Origin of the sequence: Acetobacterium bakii (genome assembly GCF_001263355.1) — a bacterium.
Taxonomy (GTDB): Bacteria; Bacillota; Clostridia; order Eubacteriales; family Eubacteriaceae; genus Acetobacterium; species Acetobacterium bakii.
This window is the reverse complement of record NZ_LGYO01000019.1, coordinates 1-16,151: the sequence shown is the minus strand read 5'-3', so window position 1 is coordinate 16,151 and position 16,151 is coordinate 1. Positions and strand designations below refer to the sequence as shown.

16 protein-coding genes are annotated in these 16,151 nt (G+C 41.3%); 5 read left to right on the top strand and 11 right to left on the bottom strand.

Features of this window, described 5'->3' with window-relative positions; all coding sequences use genetic code 11:
* Positions 1–15: 15 nt before the first annotated feature.
* The 11 genes from AKG39_RS07945 to AKG39_RS07900 form a co-directional block, all read right to left on the bottom strand.
* Entirely contained in the window at positions 16–405 is a 390-nt protein-coding gene (locus AKG39_RS07945; protein ID WP_050739854.1) for a B12-binding domain-containing protein, read from the bottom strand.
* 255 nt (positions 406–660) lie between these two features.
* A complete protein-coding gene (locus tag AKG39_RS07940) occupies positions 661–1,134 on the bottom strand; it encodes a hypothetical protein (RefSeq protein WP_050739853.1) in 474 nt (157 codons plus the stop codon).
* A 1-nt stretch (position 1,135) separates the two neighbouring features.
* Positions 1,136–1,774 (bottom strand): GTP-binding protein, encoded by a 639-nt coding sequence (locus AKG39_RS07935; protein WP_050739852.1) that lies wholly within the window; start codon positions 1,772–1,774, stop codon positions 1,136–1,138.
* On the bottom strand, positions 1,767–2,429 hold the full coding sequence (locus tag AKG39_RS07930; RefSeq protein WP_050739851.1) for a cobalamin B12-binding domain-containing protein: 663 nt from the start codon (positions 2,427–2,429) through the stop codon (positions 1,767–1,769). The genes AKG39_RS07935 and AKG39_RS07930 overlap by 8 nt, the downstream gene beginning before the upstream one ends.
* A 32-nt stretch (positions 2,430–2,461) precedes the next feature.
* The gene (locus tag AKG39_RS07925; RefSeq protein WP_242852573.1) at positions 2,462–3,787 is read right to left on the bottom strand and encodes a PocR ligand-binding domain-containing protein; all 1,326 of its coding nucleotides are present in this window, start codon (positions 3,785–3,787) and stop codon (positions 2,462–2,464) included.
* A gap of 177 nt (positions 3,788–3,964) precedes the next feature.
* Positions 3,965–4,126: a rubredoxin gene (gene rd, locus AKG39_RS19330; protein ID WP_083439466.1), complete on the bottom strand. Its 162-nt coding sequence runs from the start codon at positions 4,124–4,126 to the stop codon at positions 3,965–3,967.
* 108 nt (positions 4,127–4,234) lie between these two features.
* Positions 4,235–5,155: an ROK family protein gene (locus AKG39_RS07920; protein ID WP_050739849.1), complete on the bottom strand. Its 921-nt coding sequence runs from the start codon at positions 5,153–5,155 to the stop codon at positions 4,235–4,237.
* Positions 5,156–5,260: 105 nt separating this feature from the next.
* Complete coding sequence (locus tag AKG39_RS07915) at positions 5,261–6,871, bottom strand: ABC1 kinase family protein (protein ID WP_050739938.1); 1,611 nt, start codon at positions 6,869–6,871, stop codon at positions 5,261–5,263.
* A gap of 17 nt (positions 6,872–6,888) precedes the next feature.
* The gene (locus AKG39_RS07910) at positions 6,889–7,242 is read right to left on the bottom strand and encodes a phasin family protein (protein ID WP_050739848.1); all 354 of its coding nucleotides are present in this window, start codon (positions 7,240–7,242) and stop codon (positions 6,889–6,891) included.
* 91 nt (positions 7,243–7,333) lie between these two features.
* On the bottom strand, positions 7,334–8,530 hold the full coding sequence (ilvA, locus tag AKG39_RS07905) for a threonine ammonia-lyase (protein WP_050739847.1): 1,197 nt from the start codon (positions 8,528–8,530) through the stop codon (positions 7,334–7,336).
* A gap of 309 nt (positions 8,531–8,839) precedes the next feature.
* A complete protein-coding gene (locus AKG39_RS07900) occupies positions 8,840–10,495 on the bottom strand; it encodes an NAD(P)H-dependent oxidoreductase (RefSeq protein ID WP_050739846.1) in 1,656 nt (551 codons plus the stop codon).
* 334 nt (positions 10,496–10,829) lie between these two features.
* Here AKG39_RS07900 and AKG39_RS07895 point away from each other — a divergent pair, with 334 nt between their 5' ends.
* The 5 genes from AKG39_RS07895 to AKG39_RS07875 all read left to right on the top strand — a co-directional run bounded on the left by AKG39_RS07895 (position 10,830) and on the right by AKG39_RS07875 (position 15,952).
* Positions 10,830–12,152: a DUF362 domain-containing protein gene (locus tag AKG39_RS07895; protein ID WP_050739845.1), complete on the top strand. Its 1,323-nt coding sequence runs from the start codon at positions 10,830–10,832 to the stop codon at positions 12,150–12,152.
* 129 nt (positions 12,153–12,281) lie between these two features.
* Complete coding sequence (locus tag AKG39_RS07890) at positions 12,282–14,258, top strand: sigma-54-dependent Fis family transcriptional regulator (RefSeq protein ID WP_050739844.1); 1,977 nt, start codon at positions 12,282–12,284, stop codon at positions 14,256–14,258.
* 2 nt (positions 14,259–14,260) lie between these two features.
* Entirely contained in the window at positions 14,261–14,956 is a 696-nt protein-coding gene (gene lipB / locus AKG39_RS07885; RefSeq protein WP_050739843.1) for a lipoyl(octanoyl) transferase LipB, read from the top strand.
* Positions 14,957–14,967: 11 nt separating this feature from the next.
* Entirely contained in the window at positions 14,968–15,204 is a 237-nt protein-coding gene (locus tag AKG39_RS07880) for a lipoyl domain-containing protein (RefSeq protein ID WP_050739842.1), read from the top strand.
* A gap of 4 nt (positions 15,205–15,208) precedes the next feature.
* Complete coding sequence (locus AKG39_RS07875) at positions 15,209–15,952, top strand: SDR family NAD(P)-dependent oxidoreductase (protein ID WP_050739841.1); 744 nt, start codon at positions 15,209–15,211, stop codon at positions 15,950–15,952.
* Positions 15,953–16,151 lie beyond the last annotated feature (199 nt).

Sequence of the window (16,151 nt, the reverse complement as noted above, 5' to 3'; positions counted from 1 at the left end):
TTGCTAATCGTTTACTTAGGAAGCTCTGAATTGTGGATTGATCACCACAAATCCGGCTCTTTTTACTAATCTTTCAAAAATCTCTTCCCCTTTGTCATGTGTATCTCCGTACACAAAACCAAGAGTGATGCATCCGGATTTAAAGCGGTCAACATCATCGCCAATGATTGGATGCAGTTTATCTTTTGCCTCTTTCAGGAGCTTCCCTGCAAATAATATATCCCCTGCAAAGTACTCACCCTTTTCAAATAGCATTCCAACTTCTTTTGTCCCCTTCTGACACGCTTTTATGACTTCAATGCCTTGATCCTTTGTTGGATTATCAGCAACAAAGTTGTCCAGATGTTTCATAATCTCCTCTTCTTCAAGATTTCTCATAAGACTAGTTAATATTAAAAGATCCATAAAATCTCCCTTAATCTGAAATAACCTTCAAATGTTATTTCTAAACCAATTAAAACACTTCTTTAAAAAAATGCTTATTCTTTTATCCTGACAGGATTAGTAAATATATATTTATGCTATTATAATACCTTGCATGAGGCGTTATGTCTTTAGACGATCCTTATACTTTTAGGTATTATATTGCTTTTTACATTTTTATTATATTATAAGACATAAAAACAGTGCTATTTTCGTAAATAGCACTGTTTTTATGTTTTAGTGAATATGATGTTTGTTTTCACATATTGGACATGGCTCATTTTCATGATGGTGATGGTGTTCTTCCAGGGTATCAGGTGTTTCATCTTCTATCTGCATTTTGATGTTTTCTTCTTGATTGATTGTCAATAACCAGGACTGGTTCAAAAGTTTTCGACTTTCATGATTACTCATATTCGTAACCAGAGAGTTAATTACCATGTTTATTTTACAATTACTTTGGAGCTCACCATGAAATTCTGAATTAACTCCGGCCAAAGCGTTAATACAGCTGAATTTAATATATGAAAATTCTGAAATATCAGCAAGAGCCTTAATATGTCCAATAAAACAATCGCCTTTTTCTGTTATGCGCTGTGCATATCCAAGAAATAAATCACCAATGAGTTGTTTCCACTTTTCAATAGCTATTGGTTCTTCGGATTTAAATTTAACTTTTAAAACAATTGGAATAAAATCTTTCTGATACATTCTATTGCCGCCTTTCTCTAATTAACGCCTGATTAAATTCAGGTGTTAAGCCATCATTTACATTCATCTGGAACGATTTAATTCCAGGCCTGGTATCCTTTACCATTTTCATGGCATCCTTAACCATTCCCGGTGCTGCATGGTCAATTTTATTAATGACCACCATTCCAGCCAGGTTCAGTGAGTCATTAAACAACTTGTTTAAGCTATTAACATAGAGATCAACCCTAAGCGGGTCAAAAATAAAGATGTTATGTATTTCATTCACATCATAACCACAATTTGTAATTGCCGGATACATAGCAGATGGATCTGCCATTCCAGACGGTTCAAAAAGAATATAATCCAGATCCTCACAATCCTCCAATAGATGATTAATGGTAGCTTCCAGGGTTACCTTCAATGTACAGCAGACACAACCGCCGAACAAATCCAATACATCATACCCAAGTTTTCGCATCTGACGATTATCAATACCCACATCTCCGATTTCATTGATAATAATAGCGCATTTCCTTTTCTTTTCAGCCAGCATTTCAATGGTTTTGATCAGCATCGTAGTTTTTCCCGAACCGAGAAATCCCGTAAACAGAATAATTTCCGGTCGTCCTTTTTTTATCTCTCCCTCGTTCTTAAACATTAAAATAGCCCTCTTTCTTCCCTAAAAGTTCATTCACTATATCGATGGCTCCAAAAACATCTTTTCCAAAACCATTTGCCCCAATTTCATCAACATAATCCTGGGTCACCGGACCTCCTCCAACCACAATGTTGAGATTCTCCCGTAATCCCTCATTGATCAATGCTTTAATAACATTTTTAAACTCGCCGATGGTAGTGGTTAGTAGTGCCGACATGGCCAGAACATCCGGTTTATACCTTAGAATCGCCGAAATAAAATCATCTGCCGGAACATCAATACCCAAATCCACAACCTCATAACCATCGCCCTGGAGGCTCATGGATACCATGTTTTTCCCGATATCGTGCAAATCACCGGCAACCGTTCCAATTACGACCAAGCCCTTTTTTTTCGATAATTCTGATTCAATTAACAAAGGCTTCAAAACATAAAGACTCGCGTGCATGGCCCGAGATGACATCAAAACCTCGGGTATATAAATATTCCCGGCTCTGAATTCCTTTCCTATTTTATCCATGGTTGGAATGAGTGCTTTTTTTATGATGATTTCCGAATTTATACCCTCTAGAAGCGCCTTTTCGGTTTTGTTTTTGACAAGCTCTGCATTACCATCAATTAGGCCTTCTTGTATTTCTTTGATTAAAACATCCATCAATTTCTCCTCTTATTAATCACCTGATACTTTTAAAGGCTATGTCTGAATTGTGTTGGCGTCATTCCTTCATTTCGACGAAAAACTTTTGAAAAATAGCTGCCATCGGTGTAACCAAGATTTGATGCAATTTCTTCGATTTTAAAGCGAGGATTATGCAGCATTTTTTTTGCTTCGTCAAGCTTTACTTTTGTCATATATTCCATCACTGTCATGTTTTGACTTTCTTTAAAAATATGACTCACATAAAAAGGACTTAAATATACAGAGTCTGCAATCTCCTCAAGGGTCATATTTTTTTGATAATTATTCCTGATAAAGCCTTTAAGACCTTCAATAGTGATCCGATTTTTCAATTTACTCTGGTTTCGGATCTCTTCTAAATACAGTTCTAATATCGATGATGCCGCCATATTAATTTCTATGATGCTATAGGCGTTATTCAGTTCCTGCATGAAATTGGCATTGAGCCTAATGGATTTTTCCGGATCAACCCCAGTTTCCACGGAAGCCCGGGACATAACCACTACCAACTCAAAAATACGTCCTTTAATAATTTGAATTTTTCCATGACTTTCGGAAAAAATATCCGATACCATCACCTTGAATATTTGCCGGCACTGTTTTAAATCATTTAATTTGATTTTACCGATTAAGGCCTTTTCTTTTTCTAAAAAGAAATTTAAACTCTGACTGTTTAATTTTTCTTCAAGGTTTTTACGGGTCTGTATTTCTTCATTGAGTAAAAATTGCTGTAATTCCAGTTCTTTCTTATGATGAATGCTTTCCCATCCGGCTCTTACAATGTAGTTTGCAATGAGATAAAGCAATGAAGCGGCACTTTGGACTTTATCACCGGAAACAACCTGGAGCTCTTTGGCGGCTTTAAATAATTCCTTGAAATCATCGGTGAGACAGCTGTTCATCTCTTCAAGTTCTATCCAAAAAAATTCTTCGGGTTCCCACATTAAAACCTGTCCGCAGATGATGGTTCCTAAATTCTTTCCATCGATAATAATCGGTGCTGCCCATTCGATCAAACCGGCCGGACATCTAAAAATATAGGGTTCATCAAAAATCGCCGCTTGCTTGCCTGCTCTGGCATAGGATCCCACACAACGATGGATACCTTTTTCTTTTTCCATTTTCCAGATCATATGACAAAATTTGCAATTTTTTTGGGCATCTCTTCTTGAAAAAATCGAATGGCCTTCAACATCAACAATATTAGCTGTCATCCCGGTTACGGTTGTGAAAGCATCCAGTATTTTTATAATCACTTCCTTGTCGACAAGTTGTAATAAATGATCCCTGCTTGATAAAGCTCCATAGTTTCTCTTATGCAATTCATTTTTCACTTCTTTTACTCCTTTAATCGACATATTGTAAACGTATAAAACTCTTATATTAAGAGTATAACACTTCAACCACTATTAAAAGGTATAATCTTGCTATTATTTGTATGATCGTGTTAGTCGATTCTTTCAGCTTTCTGGTTAAATCAAAAAAAAAGAGCCGAAGCTCTTTTTTTGATACTAGGCTAGTGGTGAAAAGGCACTTTTATCAACACCGCATTCTGGGCATACCCAATCATCGGGAAGATCAGAAAAAGCTGTTCCCGGGGTCACACCATTGTCTGGATCACCTACCTCAGGATCATAAACATAGCCACATACGTCGCATTCGTATTTTTGCATTTTAATTCTCCTTTATTAATAAATTTGATTTATAAATTCATTATATTCATTCTCAAATAAATTTCAATCTTTTTATTGAAAACTTTTATTTTCCTTAAATCTAATTTTCTAAATATAGTTAACTAAATTTGCCGCACCGATAATTCCGGCTTCATTTCTAAACCTGGCCAGAACAATTTCCGGTGTGGCAAAATCCGGATAGGTTAAATATTTTTTTGTGGCCAGACTAATTTTTTCAAGCAGAAATTCTCCCGAATACGACAATCCGCCGCCGATTGCGTAAATTTCCGGATCCACCAGATCACTGATATTGGAAATTGCCATACCCAGGTATTCAGCCAACCGATCAATGGCCTCCAGTGCCAACGCATCCCCGGACTTCGCCTCATTTACAATGAATTTCGCATCCATCATTTTCGCTTTTTCTAGAGAAGAACGCACTCCCTGCTTTAGTCTCATATCACAATATCGCACCAAAGCGGTTGCTGATGCAAAAGTTTCCAAACAACCATTTTTCCCACATTCACAGGAATAAAAATTCTTACCCATAACCATATGCCCGACCTCACTGGCAACACCGTGGGCTCCGGTAATGATCTTATGGTTAAGAATAAGACCGCCGCCAACCCCGGTACCCAGAGTAATCATCATGGCATTGGCCTTACCGCCAAGACTCCCAAAAGCGGACTCGGCAATACAGGCAGCAGTGGCATCATTGACGAGTAGAACCTTAACTGTTAACCTGGCTTCCAAGTCTTTTTTCAATGCCACATTTTTCCATTCAAGGTTCGGACAGGACAAAACGGTGCTGCCATCCTGGGATAAAATTCCGGGAATCCCTATGCCAACAACCATTTCCTCTGGTGCTAATTCCAGAAGGCAGTTAATTAAATCTGTTAAATCATCCAGTACGCTCGCGTATCCCCGGTGACTTTCAGTCATTTTAAAACACTCTTCTAAAATATCACCCTGTGAACTGACAATCCCACCTTTAATGGTGGTCCCGCCTAAATCTATGCCAATGCCCATAATGCCCCCGATCCGATGTTGTTTTTTCTTTATTATACATTAGTTGATAGGGGAAATAGAAGGTTTCTTCAGAACTTGCTTAAAATCTTCATGCCGTACCACTTTTCAGCGCTGTTTCTTTTTTTTAGAAATCGAATAGATCAGATTGCCACCTAAAATCATGGCCACAAAATAACCGATAACTCCCAAAGCTGGGATTCCCAGGATTTTCGGGGTCATATCTGTAGTGGCAATAAAACTAGAGCTGATGAGCAAGGCGGCTGTAATCACACATGTAACAATTTTATTTACCATTTTATCAATTTCTCCCAAGGGTTCTTCAGATCCCAACAGCTCTAAATTAACCTTGAGCTGACCCTTATTTGTCTGCCTGAGCAGATCGGAAATCTGGCCGGGAATGTCAATTGACTTATCTTCTGAGATTAAAAACCTACGGCCATTGGTTTCAATGAACTTTTGTAAATCAAAATCCTTTAATTCTTGGCCGGTCATATGATTTGTCATAATACTGACAATATTAATTTCCGGAGTAACTACGGAGATCACACCTTCAATGGTAATCACACCACGGCTTAACATACTGATGCCGCTGGGCATGGCGATATGATTATCCCCGGCAATGCGCATCATTTCTTCCATTACCCTGCCGATATTTACATTGCTCAAATCTTCTGTGCCATACTCCTGAAGCATCATATCAATATCTTCATAGAGTTTAGCGTGATTGATACGCGGTCCTTTATGGACCCCCATGGCTAAGATAACCCCTTCCAGGGATTCAATGTCACTAATGGCAATGGCCTTGACACTCCGTCGGAAAAGGCCCATATCCCGTTTAGATAGGGTCCCCATCATTCCCAAATCAATCCAGATGATTTGTCCATCGCGAATGATAATATTGCCGGGATGAGGATCCGCCTGAAAAAATCCATCATCAATGACCTGTTTGACGAAGTTTTCCGCAAATTTTATACCAATTTCCTTTAAATCATAGCCGGCTGCAATTAAGGCCTCTGTCTGATCAATTTCAATGCCCTCAATGTACTCCATGATTAATACCTTTGATGTGGTATATTCATCATAAATCAGCGGGCAGCTCACATAATTAATATCCTGATTCAGCTTAAAAAAGCGATGGGCATTTTGAGCTTCATTAAGAAAGTCCATTTCCAGTTTAGCAGTATTCCAAATTTCATCCAAAATCATCCGAAAGTCCACTACATTGCCCATACCGCTGGCAATATTCAGCACCCCCACGGCCCTTTGGAGCAAAACAATATCCTGGGCCATCACATCGTAAATGCCAGGTCTTTGAATCTTAACCACGACCTTGGATCCGTCTTTTAAAACAGCGGCGTGAACCTGGGCAATGGATGCCGATCCCAGGGACTCTTTATTAAATTCCAGAAAGATATCTGCCATTGACCTGGAGTATTCGTTTTCCATCACACCGATGACGGTTTCGTAGGCCATGGGTTTCACCTGAGTCCTGAGCTTTTCCAGTTCCTTGCAATATTCTCTGGGCAAAACATCCTGTCGCATGGAAAGAATCTGACCGACTTTAACAAAGGTCGGCCCCAGATCTTCGAGGATTAGTCGCAATTTCTCTGGGGTCAACCCTTTGGTAATGTCCTGCTTAACCAAAATCGAAAGGATTTTTTTCATCCTTTTGCCATTGGTTTTTTTTGGCTTTTCTTTTTTGCGCTTTCTAACCATGCTAAAAACCATTGCTGTTATTGATCCTCTTCGGTGGAAGCACTTTCTTTTTCATACATTGCGTTTTTTTCCAGCATTGCTATTTTTTCTTTAAGAATTTGAAGATCATCGATGTTCATATCATCTAATTTCGCCGCAACTTCGTCCACTAACGGTTTGGCTTCCGCTTTTTTTGCAGCAGTATTTTCTTTGATGGTTTCTTTAATATTGTGTTTTAATTCTTCATTCAGAATTTTGCCCTGTTCCACGGTCAGCTCGCCCTTTTCCACTAATTCCTCAATAAGAACCTTCGATTTCTCAGCGGTCATTGCCATCGCTCCAACACCGAACAAAAATATTTTTTTTAAATCTTCGCTAATATCCGTTAACATTTCTTCACCCCTCAATGATATTTTAATACAACTCTAATTTTATTATACCCTTTCAACTTGAGAACAAACAGTAAAATAAGATCTTTATGAACTAAGATTCCAGGCGAAATCCTTTATTTATCAAAGCATTTCGAATTTCTTCAATATGGTCATAGTTTCGTGTTTCAAGTTCAACCCGTAAAAAGCAGCCATTGATATTCGATGCTTCATTGCTCCGTTCATGATGAATTGAAATGACGTTGCCACCCAAGTCCGCAATAATCTGAGATACACTCTTAAGTTGTCCGGGCTTGTCAAGCAGTTCAATGTTCAGAGAACAGGTTCGCCCCGAGGTAAGCAGACCCCGTTTAATAATCCTGGATAAAATAGTAACATCAATGTTTCCTCCGGAAACCACACAAACCACCTTTTTCCCGGCAACCGGAACTTTTCCAAACATGGCGGCGGCAACCGCCACTGCCCCGGCACCTTCGGCAATAAGTTTTTGCTGTTCAATAAGAGTAAGAATTGCCGTTGAAATCTCATCCTCAGTGACAGTCACAATCTCATCAACATATTTGCAGCAAAGTTCAAAGGTGTTTTTCCCAGGTTCCTTTACCGCAATGCCATCTGCAATAGTAGAAACCTCAGACAAGCGCTGTATTTCATTGCTCGCCAATGAGTTATACATGCTTGGCGCCCCACAGGCTTGAACCCCGTAAATTTTCACTTCCGGCTTCAGTGATTTTATAACATAAGCGATCCCCGAAATTAATCCGCCGCCGCCCACCGGAACGATGACAGCGTCCATTTCCGGCAGGCTTTCAAGCAGTTCCAGGCCAATGGTTCCCTGACCTGCAATAACATCTTCATCGTCAAAAGGATGAATAAATATATACCCTTTTTCTTTTTGAAGCTCCAGGGCCTTGGCATAAGCCTCGTCATATCCTCCTTCAACCAAACAGACCTCGGCACCATAAGCCTTGGTTGCTTCAACCTTGGAAATGGGCGCCCCATCCGGGAGACAGATCAGAGCTTTGATATTGTTGATAGCAGCGGCCATAGCAACCCCTTGGGCATGATTTCCGGCAGAACAGGCAATAACCCCTTTGGCCTTTTCCGCTTCGCTGAGCTGGGAAATTTTATAACAGGCACCCCGAACCTTGAAGGACCCAGTAATCTGCAAATTTTCAGTTTTTAAGTAAATGTCGCTGCCCGGATGAATTTTCGGGGCATGAATCAAATCCGTGGGACGGATGTATTTTTTAAGTGTGAATGATGCGTGGTAAATTTTATCAAGTGTTAACATTTCTCTTCCTCCTATATGAACCTCTATTATACCCCTATTTGGTACTCTGGCAAAATAAAAAAAAGGCCGTGGCCTTCTTACGTGTGTCGACAAACCTCGTCGCGGATATTTATTTATCGTTGTCCTCTGGACGAGTTTGCCAGTAAAACATACTCCAGACTATAGAAATAACACAAAAGTAAGTCCTGGGGACAATCGTAACATCAGTTGTCGGCATCATGGCGAACAGGCCTAAGCCTGTCCGATCATGCAGCCGACAACGATTTACCATTGTCCCCAGGACGGTTTTGTCAGCGGCCAAGGCCTTTTTTACTCTGTTTTCGCTGAATAAGCAGGGTACCAATTAATAAACCACACTGAAAAGAAAACTCCGGGGATTAGCAGCAGCTGTGGCAGAATTGCTGCATAACTTTCCATTGCCGTACTCGTTAACCATAGGGCAATGCCTCCTTGAATCAGGAAAAGCAGTGCCCAGATGACGGTGAGTATGCGATTTGTTTTAAGAAACAAAATATTTTTCAAGGCATTTCTGCCACTGAAAAAATGAGTATAATCCGCGGTTAAAGGCACCGTTTTAAAGGCCGAGACCATCCAAATTACAAATAATGCCATAAAGGCTGAAAAAGCAATGGTAACACTGTTATAGCCAATGCTCCAGGGTACTGTTATCAGGGTGAATACTGAAAAAAACAACAGTGTCGCTTTATCAAAATAAACGAGTTCTGAGCCCTTTTTTATGGAACATAGGATTCCACTAACGAGTAAGGGAACGATGACCCCGAGAAAAGGATTGTTTTCGGTGATAAAAAAGCAGGCCAGCCATGGAATCATGGTTAAAATAAACCAATAAGGGGTATTTTTAAAGACAACGGGGATGAGTTTTTTCTGTTTTTCCGGGAACAGGGCTAAATTTCCAAATAACCCGTCCATCAAAGCATTCATCAGATCAAAGTCTCCGGCAACCATATATTTTTTCTCAATTAATGCTTCAGCCGCATCAATTTTACCTTCTAAAAGCCTTTCCCAATTTGTAAAATGGGTAGTAATCCGGGTGGTTTCCTGAGTAAAGTCATTTTTTAAAAGTGTGCACTGATCATCATTAATCACAAGTTGATAGCTTTCTTTAAGATCTGTAAAATCCATTTGTAAAACCGCATCAAGACCGGGACGAATCTTTGGGTTAAATGCAGCACGCATTTGTTTCATAAAACTCCAGGCAATGAGACCACCATCTGATTCCGCTTCGCGGATATCCTCAACACCCCAACTTAGATTAGATACTTCTAAAAATGCGGGAATATCAACAAAAGGCTTTGTCAAGCCTTCTTTTATACTATCTGAGATACTTAACCGATCAATATATTCTCTGCCAGCAACCTTAACCAATTCAAGATATGGTCCGGTAAAATTGTCTAACTGGGATATTCCCAGCAGTTCACCTTCAACACAAAGAATTTTTTCCCATTTGCCAAGGCCAAACAAATTATCAAATTGTTTTTCGACACCCTCATAATTGTTTTCCACTGAAGGAAATCCACAGGTGCTGATGAGTATATGCTTTTTATCGGTCATTTTTTCAGGATTTCGATAAGGATGTCCGTACATACCACCACCCTCTGGATCAATGAATGGTAAAAATACCGGGAGTGTACGTTCCATAAATTTTTTCATACTGCTTGTTATCCCATAATGGTAAAGTGGTGTGGCCCAAATGACGATGTCGGCTTCTTCATACATGGGCAGAAGCTCATCCATGTCATCCTCCTGTACGCATTGCCCTGGAGTTATGGTCCAACAGCCAAAACAACCGGTACATGGGTTAATATTTTTCTCATTGAGGTTGATAGTTTCTATTTTCACATCCTGAGCAATATCCGAAACCCCACTCAGAAAACGTTCCACTAGCTTCATGGTAAAGCTTTGATTGTTTTTAGGACTGCCATTTAATACTAATATATTATGCATTTTTCCTCCTTTGTTTTCGCTTTGCTTTCGAATTTTATTGCATTTTAATTATAACAAAGAATACTCTGGTAGAATACCCCCTAATTGGATTATAATGGAATCAACATGATACGATGGTTCGTAATCAAACATTAATGTGTCATGTCTCATATTGACACATTAATCTGTCCCAATATGAGACATGACGCAGATTTTTCTATTTTTTCGTGATCATAAACGTCTGTTTTTTGAGGTTTTTCTGGAATTTTCTTTTTGGCATAAAAATTGCTTATTTATAATAGTATCCATGTGTTTGGATAAATAAGTGGTTTAAATGTACCAAAAGGAGATTATCATGAGTAAAACAAAAGTATCCGTTGTAAAGGTTGAAAAACCTGAAGGTAACGCTCAATTCATGGCTGGAAAATATGTTCGCAATGAAGAAGATGTAAAAAAAATTAAAGCTGCTGTTGCAGAAGCAGTTGAATTGGCTATTGGTTCCCTTGATACTATTATTAAAAAAGGTGATATTGTCTTAATCAAACCTAATCTTGCTTTCCAGGCTCCACCAGAAAGCTTTGCGGTTGTTGATCCCCGAACCATTGAAGCTGTTGTCTCTTACATTAAAGAAAACTCCAAAGCAGCCAAGGTTGTTGTTGGCGATAATCCCTCTTTGGGCATGCATGTTGGCCGTGCAAAACCGGCCTTTAAGGATTCCAAAATGGAAGAAGCGGCAAAACTTGGAGGCGCCGATGAAGTCATCTACTTTGATGAAACTGAAGTCGTTCCTGTGGAAGTTGAAGGCGCAGTAGTATTCAAACACGCAACTGTATTCAAACCGTTCCTTGACGCCGACGTTGTTATCAACCTTCCTAAAATGAAAGTTCATTTAGCTGGAACCGTTACTCTGGGACTTAAAAACTGGAATGGTATTATTCCCAACTGTCATCCCAATGATCAGCAACAGGGCGCCCACCGTATTGATTTAGGCCAGAAAATGGCAGATCTCTACAAAATTCGAAAAGCGGATCTTGTCATCGTTGACTCGGTAATTGGAATGGAAGGTCAGGGACCTCACGCTGGCAGCCCCATCGAAATGAACCTGATTGTAGCAGGAACCGATACGGTTGCTGTGGATTCCGTTGCCGCCTCCATTATGGGCTTCCAACCCATGGAAATTCCTGCCATTCGCTGTGCCGGAGTTGAAGGATTGGGTGAAATCGACCTTGAAAAAATTGATGTGGTCGGCAATTCCATTGAATCCGTCATGAAACATTTCAAACGTCCCAACGGCGACCCTATTGGTATGTATAATGGACTAACCTGTGCAATGCAGCAAACCTGTCCCGGATGTTTTGTAAATGTTCGTGGGGCTCTTGATTCCTTTGCTCTCAGCGGCATTGATATGAAAACATTCCTAGAAAAAAATGGTGAAGTTATTGTTATTTCCGGTGGTGTTCCTGACTTCGAACCGGAGCTGTGTAAAGACAAAGACATATTTATTTGCGGCGATTGCTGGGAACTTTTCCCATCTGTCGATAAGGTTAAAGAAGGTGCGGCTCTTGCACGATCAGTTACCTATTACCCAGGGTGTGCGCCTGTTTACATCTTTGCTCAACTCAATGCCGACCTGCAAAAATTAGCAGCTGCCTGCTACACCTTCCCCTGCCCCAAATAAATAATATTTATCAAATTGATGCCAGGGGTGAAATTCCCCTGGCCTATTGTCTGTATGCACTGACGACACCACCTTTTTTTATGACCGGTATTCTCTATTTTAATTAAATAAAAAAGGAGCGTGAAGGCTTTGAAAATTCATACAGACTTTGAATTAATGAAGAGTACCTGGACTGATTTCGTGAATTCCGGCACAGTTGGCACTCATATTCGCAAACCGATTATCGATTCATGGATCCGCTGTCAGTCAGCCGGTCTTGATCCCAGAGATTCAAACCGAACCCCCACTGTCAGTGAGGAAAACTTTCAAAAACGACTCAAGCGCAACAAAATTCTTTTGGATGTCAGCATTCCCTTTATGGTCGAATTACAGGAATTTGTAAATAAATCAGGCTTTTCAACAACCCTTGCCGACCCCAACGGGGTTATTCTTGAACTCATCTGTGATCCGTCAATTTTAGAGGAGGCCTTTACAAAAAATCTGGTATGCGGCAGCATCTGGAATGAATCTATGGCTGGAACCAATGCCACCGGTTTATCCCTTGATCTGCGCCAACCCATACAGGTCATCGGTGCTGAGCATTATTATGAATGTTATCATGATCTGACCTGTTCCGCAGCACCGATTTTCGATGAAAATGGAAAACTTTTAGGGACACTTGATATGACGGGGCCAAAAGAACTGGCCTATCCACATACCTTGGGTATGGTTGTGGCCGCCGCCAAAGCCATTACCCGACAGCTTTGTATTGCCGAGTCCAACCGCCAAATTGATTTGACCAATCATTATCTCAGCACCCTCATTGATTCCATGTCTGATGGTGTGGTAGCCGTTGACGTCAAAGGGAAAATTATTGGCATCAATTCCCAGGGCGCCAAAATCCTCAAAACCACCACCTTTGATTCCTATGGAAAAAACATCCTGGAAATTATGGACGGTGAAACCATTCTCGATCACAATGGCAATACGCCAACATCGCCTGAGGAAAAACAAAAACATGTTGTAACCAAAAGTAAAAAAATCAACTGTCTTGTTAACAGTAAACTCATTCTCCATGACGATGGTAAGGTTGCCGGCGCCGTTGCAAAACTCACCGATATTAATAAAGCTGATTTTAATCAGGAAAAGAATTGTCGTAGAGGAACACGTTTTACCTTTGATGATATTATTGGTGACAGTTCAGACCTGCTCCGCTCGGTGCATCTGTCACAGATCGCCGCCAAAGGTACCGCCACTGTTTTATTACAGGGTGAAAGCGGCACCGGCAAAGAGATGTTTGCCCAAGCGATTCACAATGCCTATCAGTCGGACAAACCCTTTGTGGCCATCAACTGTGCCGGAATTCCCGAAACACTCATCGAAAGTGTGTTGTTCGGTTATGAAGAAGGCTCCTTTACCGGGGCAAGCAAGCATGGAAAAATGGGGAAGTTTGAATTGGCCCGGCATGGCACCATCTTTCTCGATGAAATTGGGGAAATGCCCATTAATACCCAGACCATTCTGCTGCGAGTATTGCAGGAGCGGTACATCCAGAGAATTGGCGGCGCTGTCGATATTCCCATTGACGTTCGCATTATTGCGGCAACCAATAAAAACCTGGCCGATGAAGTGAAAAAAGGGAAATTTCGAGAAGATCTTTACTATCGACTCAATGTTCTCCAGATAAATATCCCGCCGCTGCGGAATCGAAAGAAAGATATTCCGGTGCTGGCAAGCTTTTTTCTCAATGAAATTACGGCGGATTGCAAAAAATTCATTGAACCGCTTCACCCCTCAACTATTGCTACCATGCAAGAATACGATTGGCCGGGAAATGTCCGCCAATTTAAAAATGCCATTGAACAAGCCGTGAATTTCACCGAAACCAATCGGATTGACGAGTATTTTATCACCAGCTATTTGCCGAATTTAGACGAAGAATTAACGCCAATAAAACAAACCGATCCAATCCTGAAGGAATCCAGTGTCGACTTAAAGGGTCTCGAACTTATTACCATTAAAAAAGCATTGGCACTTTTTTCTGAACGGAAAAAAGCCGCTGAATTTTTAGGCATATCCCGAAGCACCCTTTATCGAAAAATGAAACTCTATCATCTGGAGGATTAGCCTTGAAAAAAAAACTGAACTGGATTGATCTTGGCTTAACTTCATATGAGATGGCCTTTGAAATCCAGGAAAAGCTTCACCAAGGCTGTGTGGCCGGTGTCTGGGAGGATACCCTGCTCTTCCAGGAGAATCACCCCATTATCACCCTGGGCCGCGGCAGTCATGAAAAGAACCTATTGCACACACCGGAAGAACTAAATGCCAGGGGAATCGACATCACATCAGTCAGCCGGGGCGGGGATATTTCCTATCACGGCAATGGCCAGCTGATTATCTCCCCGATTCTTCATTTTGATGGCTATGTCAAAGGCGCTCACCAATATGTGCGCTGCCTGGAACAGATCGTGATCAATCTGTTGAATACTTATTGCATCCCTGGAAAACGCATTAAAGGTCGCAGCGGTGTCTGGGTACTGGATCCCCAAACAGGCTTGGATAAAAAAATCGCCGCCTTGGGAATTGCAGTATCCCACGGGGTAACCCTCCACGGGATGTCGATTAATGTCAATCCTGACCTCAGCCATTTTTCCCTGATTATTCCCTGCGGCATTGAAGACCTGGGGGTAACCTCCATGGCAGAATTCGGTGTCGTCCCCCCCCCCCTTATCGAAATAAGAAATGCTTTTATACTGGCATTTAATGACATGTTCGGAACCCAAACCGCCGAACGAAAAATCGCAGAAATCAATAAAATTTAAGGAGAATTACCATGAAATATGAAATTATCGTACCTGAATTTGCTGAAGGTGCTGAAGAAATAAATATTCGTCAATGGATGGTTGCCGTGGGCGATACCGTAAAAAAAGGCGACAACATTGCCGAAGCAGCCACGGATAAGATTGCCATTTACATTGAAGCCCCGGCCGACGGAAAGATCACCGCAATTCTAGCCGAAGAAGGCGACCGTACTCTGGTTGGTCAAATCGTCGGCGAATTAGAGGGCTAGTTCCATGGCAGGCTTACATCAGGATAAAGTTATCATCATCACGGGCTCCTCACGAGGGATCGGCTATTCCTTTGCCGAATACCTGAGCAATGAAGGAGCCACCATCGTTATTATTGGCCGAAACCAGGAAACTGCCGATGCCGCCGCCGCAAAGCTGCCCACCAAAGCCATAGCGGTGCGCTGTGACATTTCCTCAGAAGAAGATGCCATTGCCATGGTGGAAACGGTTATGAATACCTTCGGAAAAATTGATGTGCTGATCAACAACGCCGGGATTTTTCCGGTTAAAACCTTCTCTGCCATGACCTTCGCCGACTGGAAGGAGGTCATTGATATTGACCTCAACGGTACCTTCATCGCCACCCATGCGGTTTACAAGGTTATGGAAAAACAGAAAAGCGGCAAGATTATCAACGTCGCTTCCATTGCCGGCCGGGTCGGCGGTTACGGCTTCACCCACTATTCCGCTGCCAAAGGCGGTGTGATCGCCTTTACAAAAGCACTGGCACGGGAGGCGGCCCGGCTTAATATTCAGGTAAATGCCATTGCACCGGGAGTAATTGAAACCGATATGGCCAAGTCCAACTTCCCTAAATACGCTCTGACCGAACATACTAAAAACACCCCGGCCGGACGCCTGGGCACCGAGGAAGATCTCTTTGGGATCGTCTCTTTCCTCTGTTCCTCCGGCAGTGACTACATCATCGGACAGACCATCGCCGTTGACGGCGGCTATACCATGATTTAGAAAATACTTTTTGTTTCCCCGCAGTGGGTTTATACTAAACAATTTTTACACTCTCCGTCGGACACTCTCCGAGATGTCCGCCTCGACGTTACAAAATTGTTTGTGGAAACTGACATCAAAGCAATTATTGTTCGATTCATTAATTTACTTTCCCATTTAAAAACAAAAAACTCATCCTTTTATAGTATTTTCATACTAT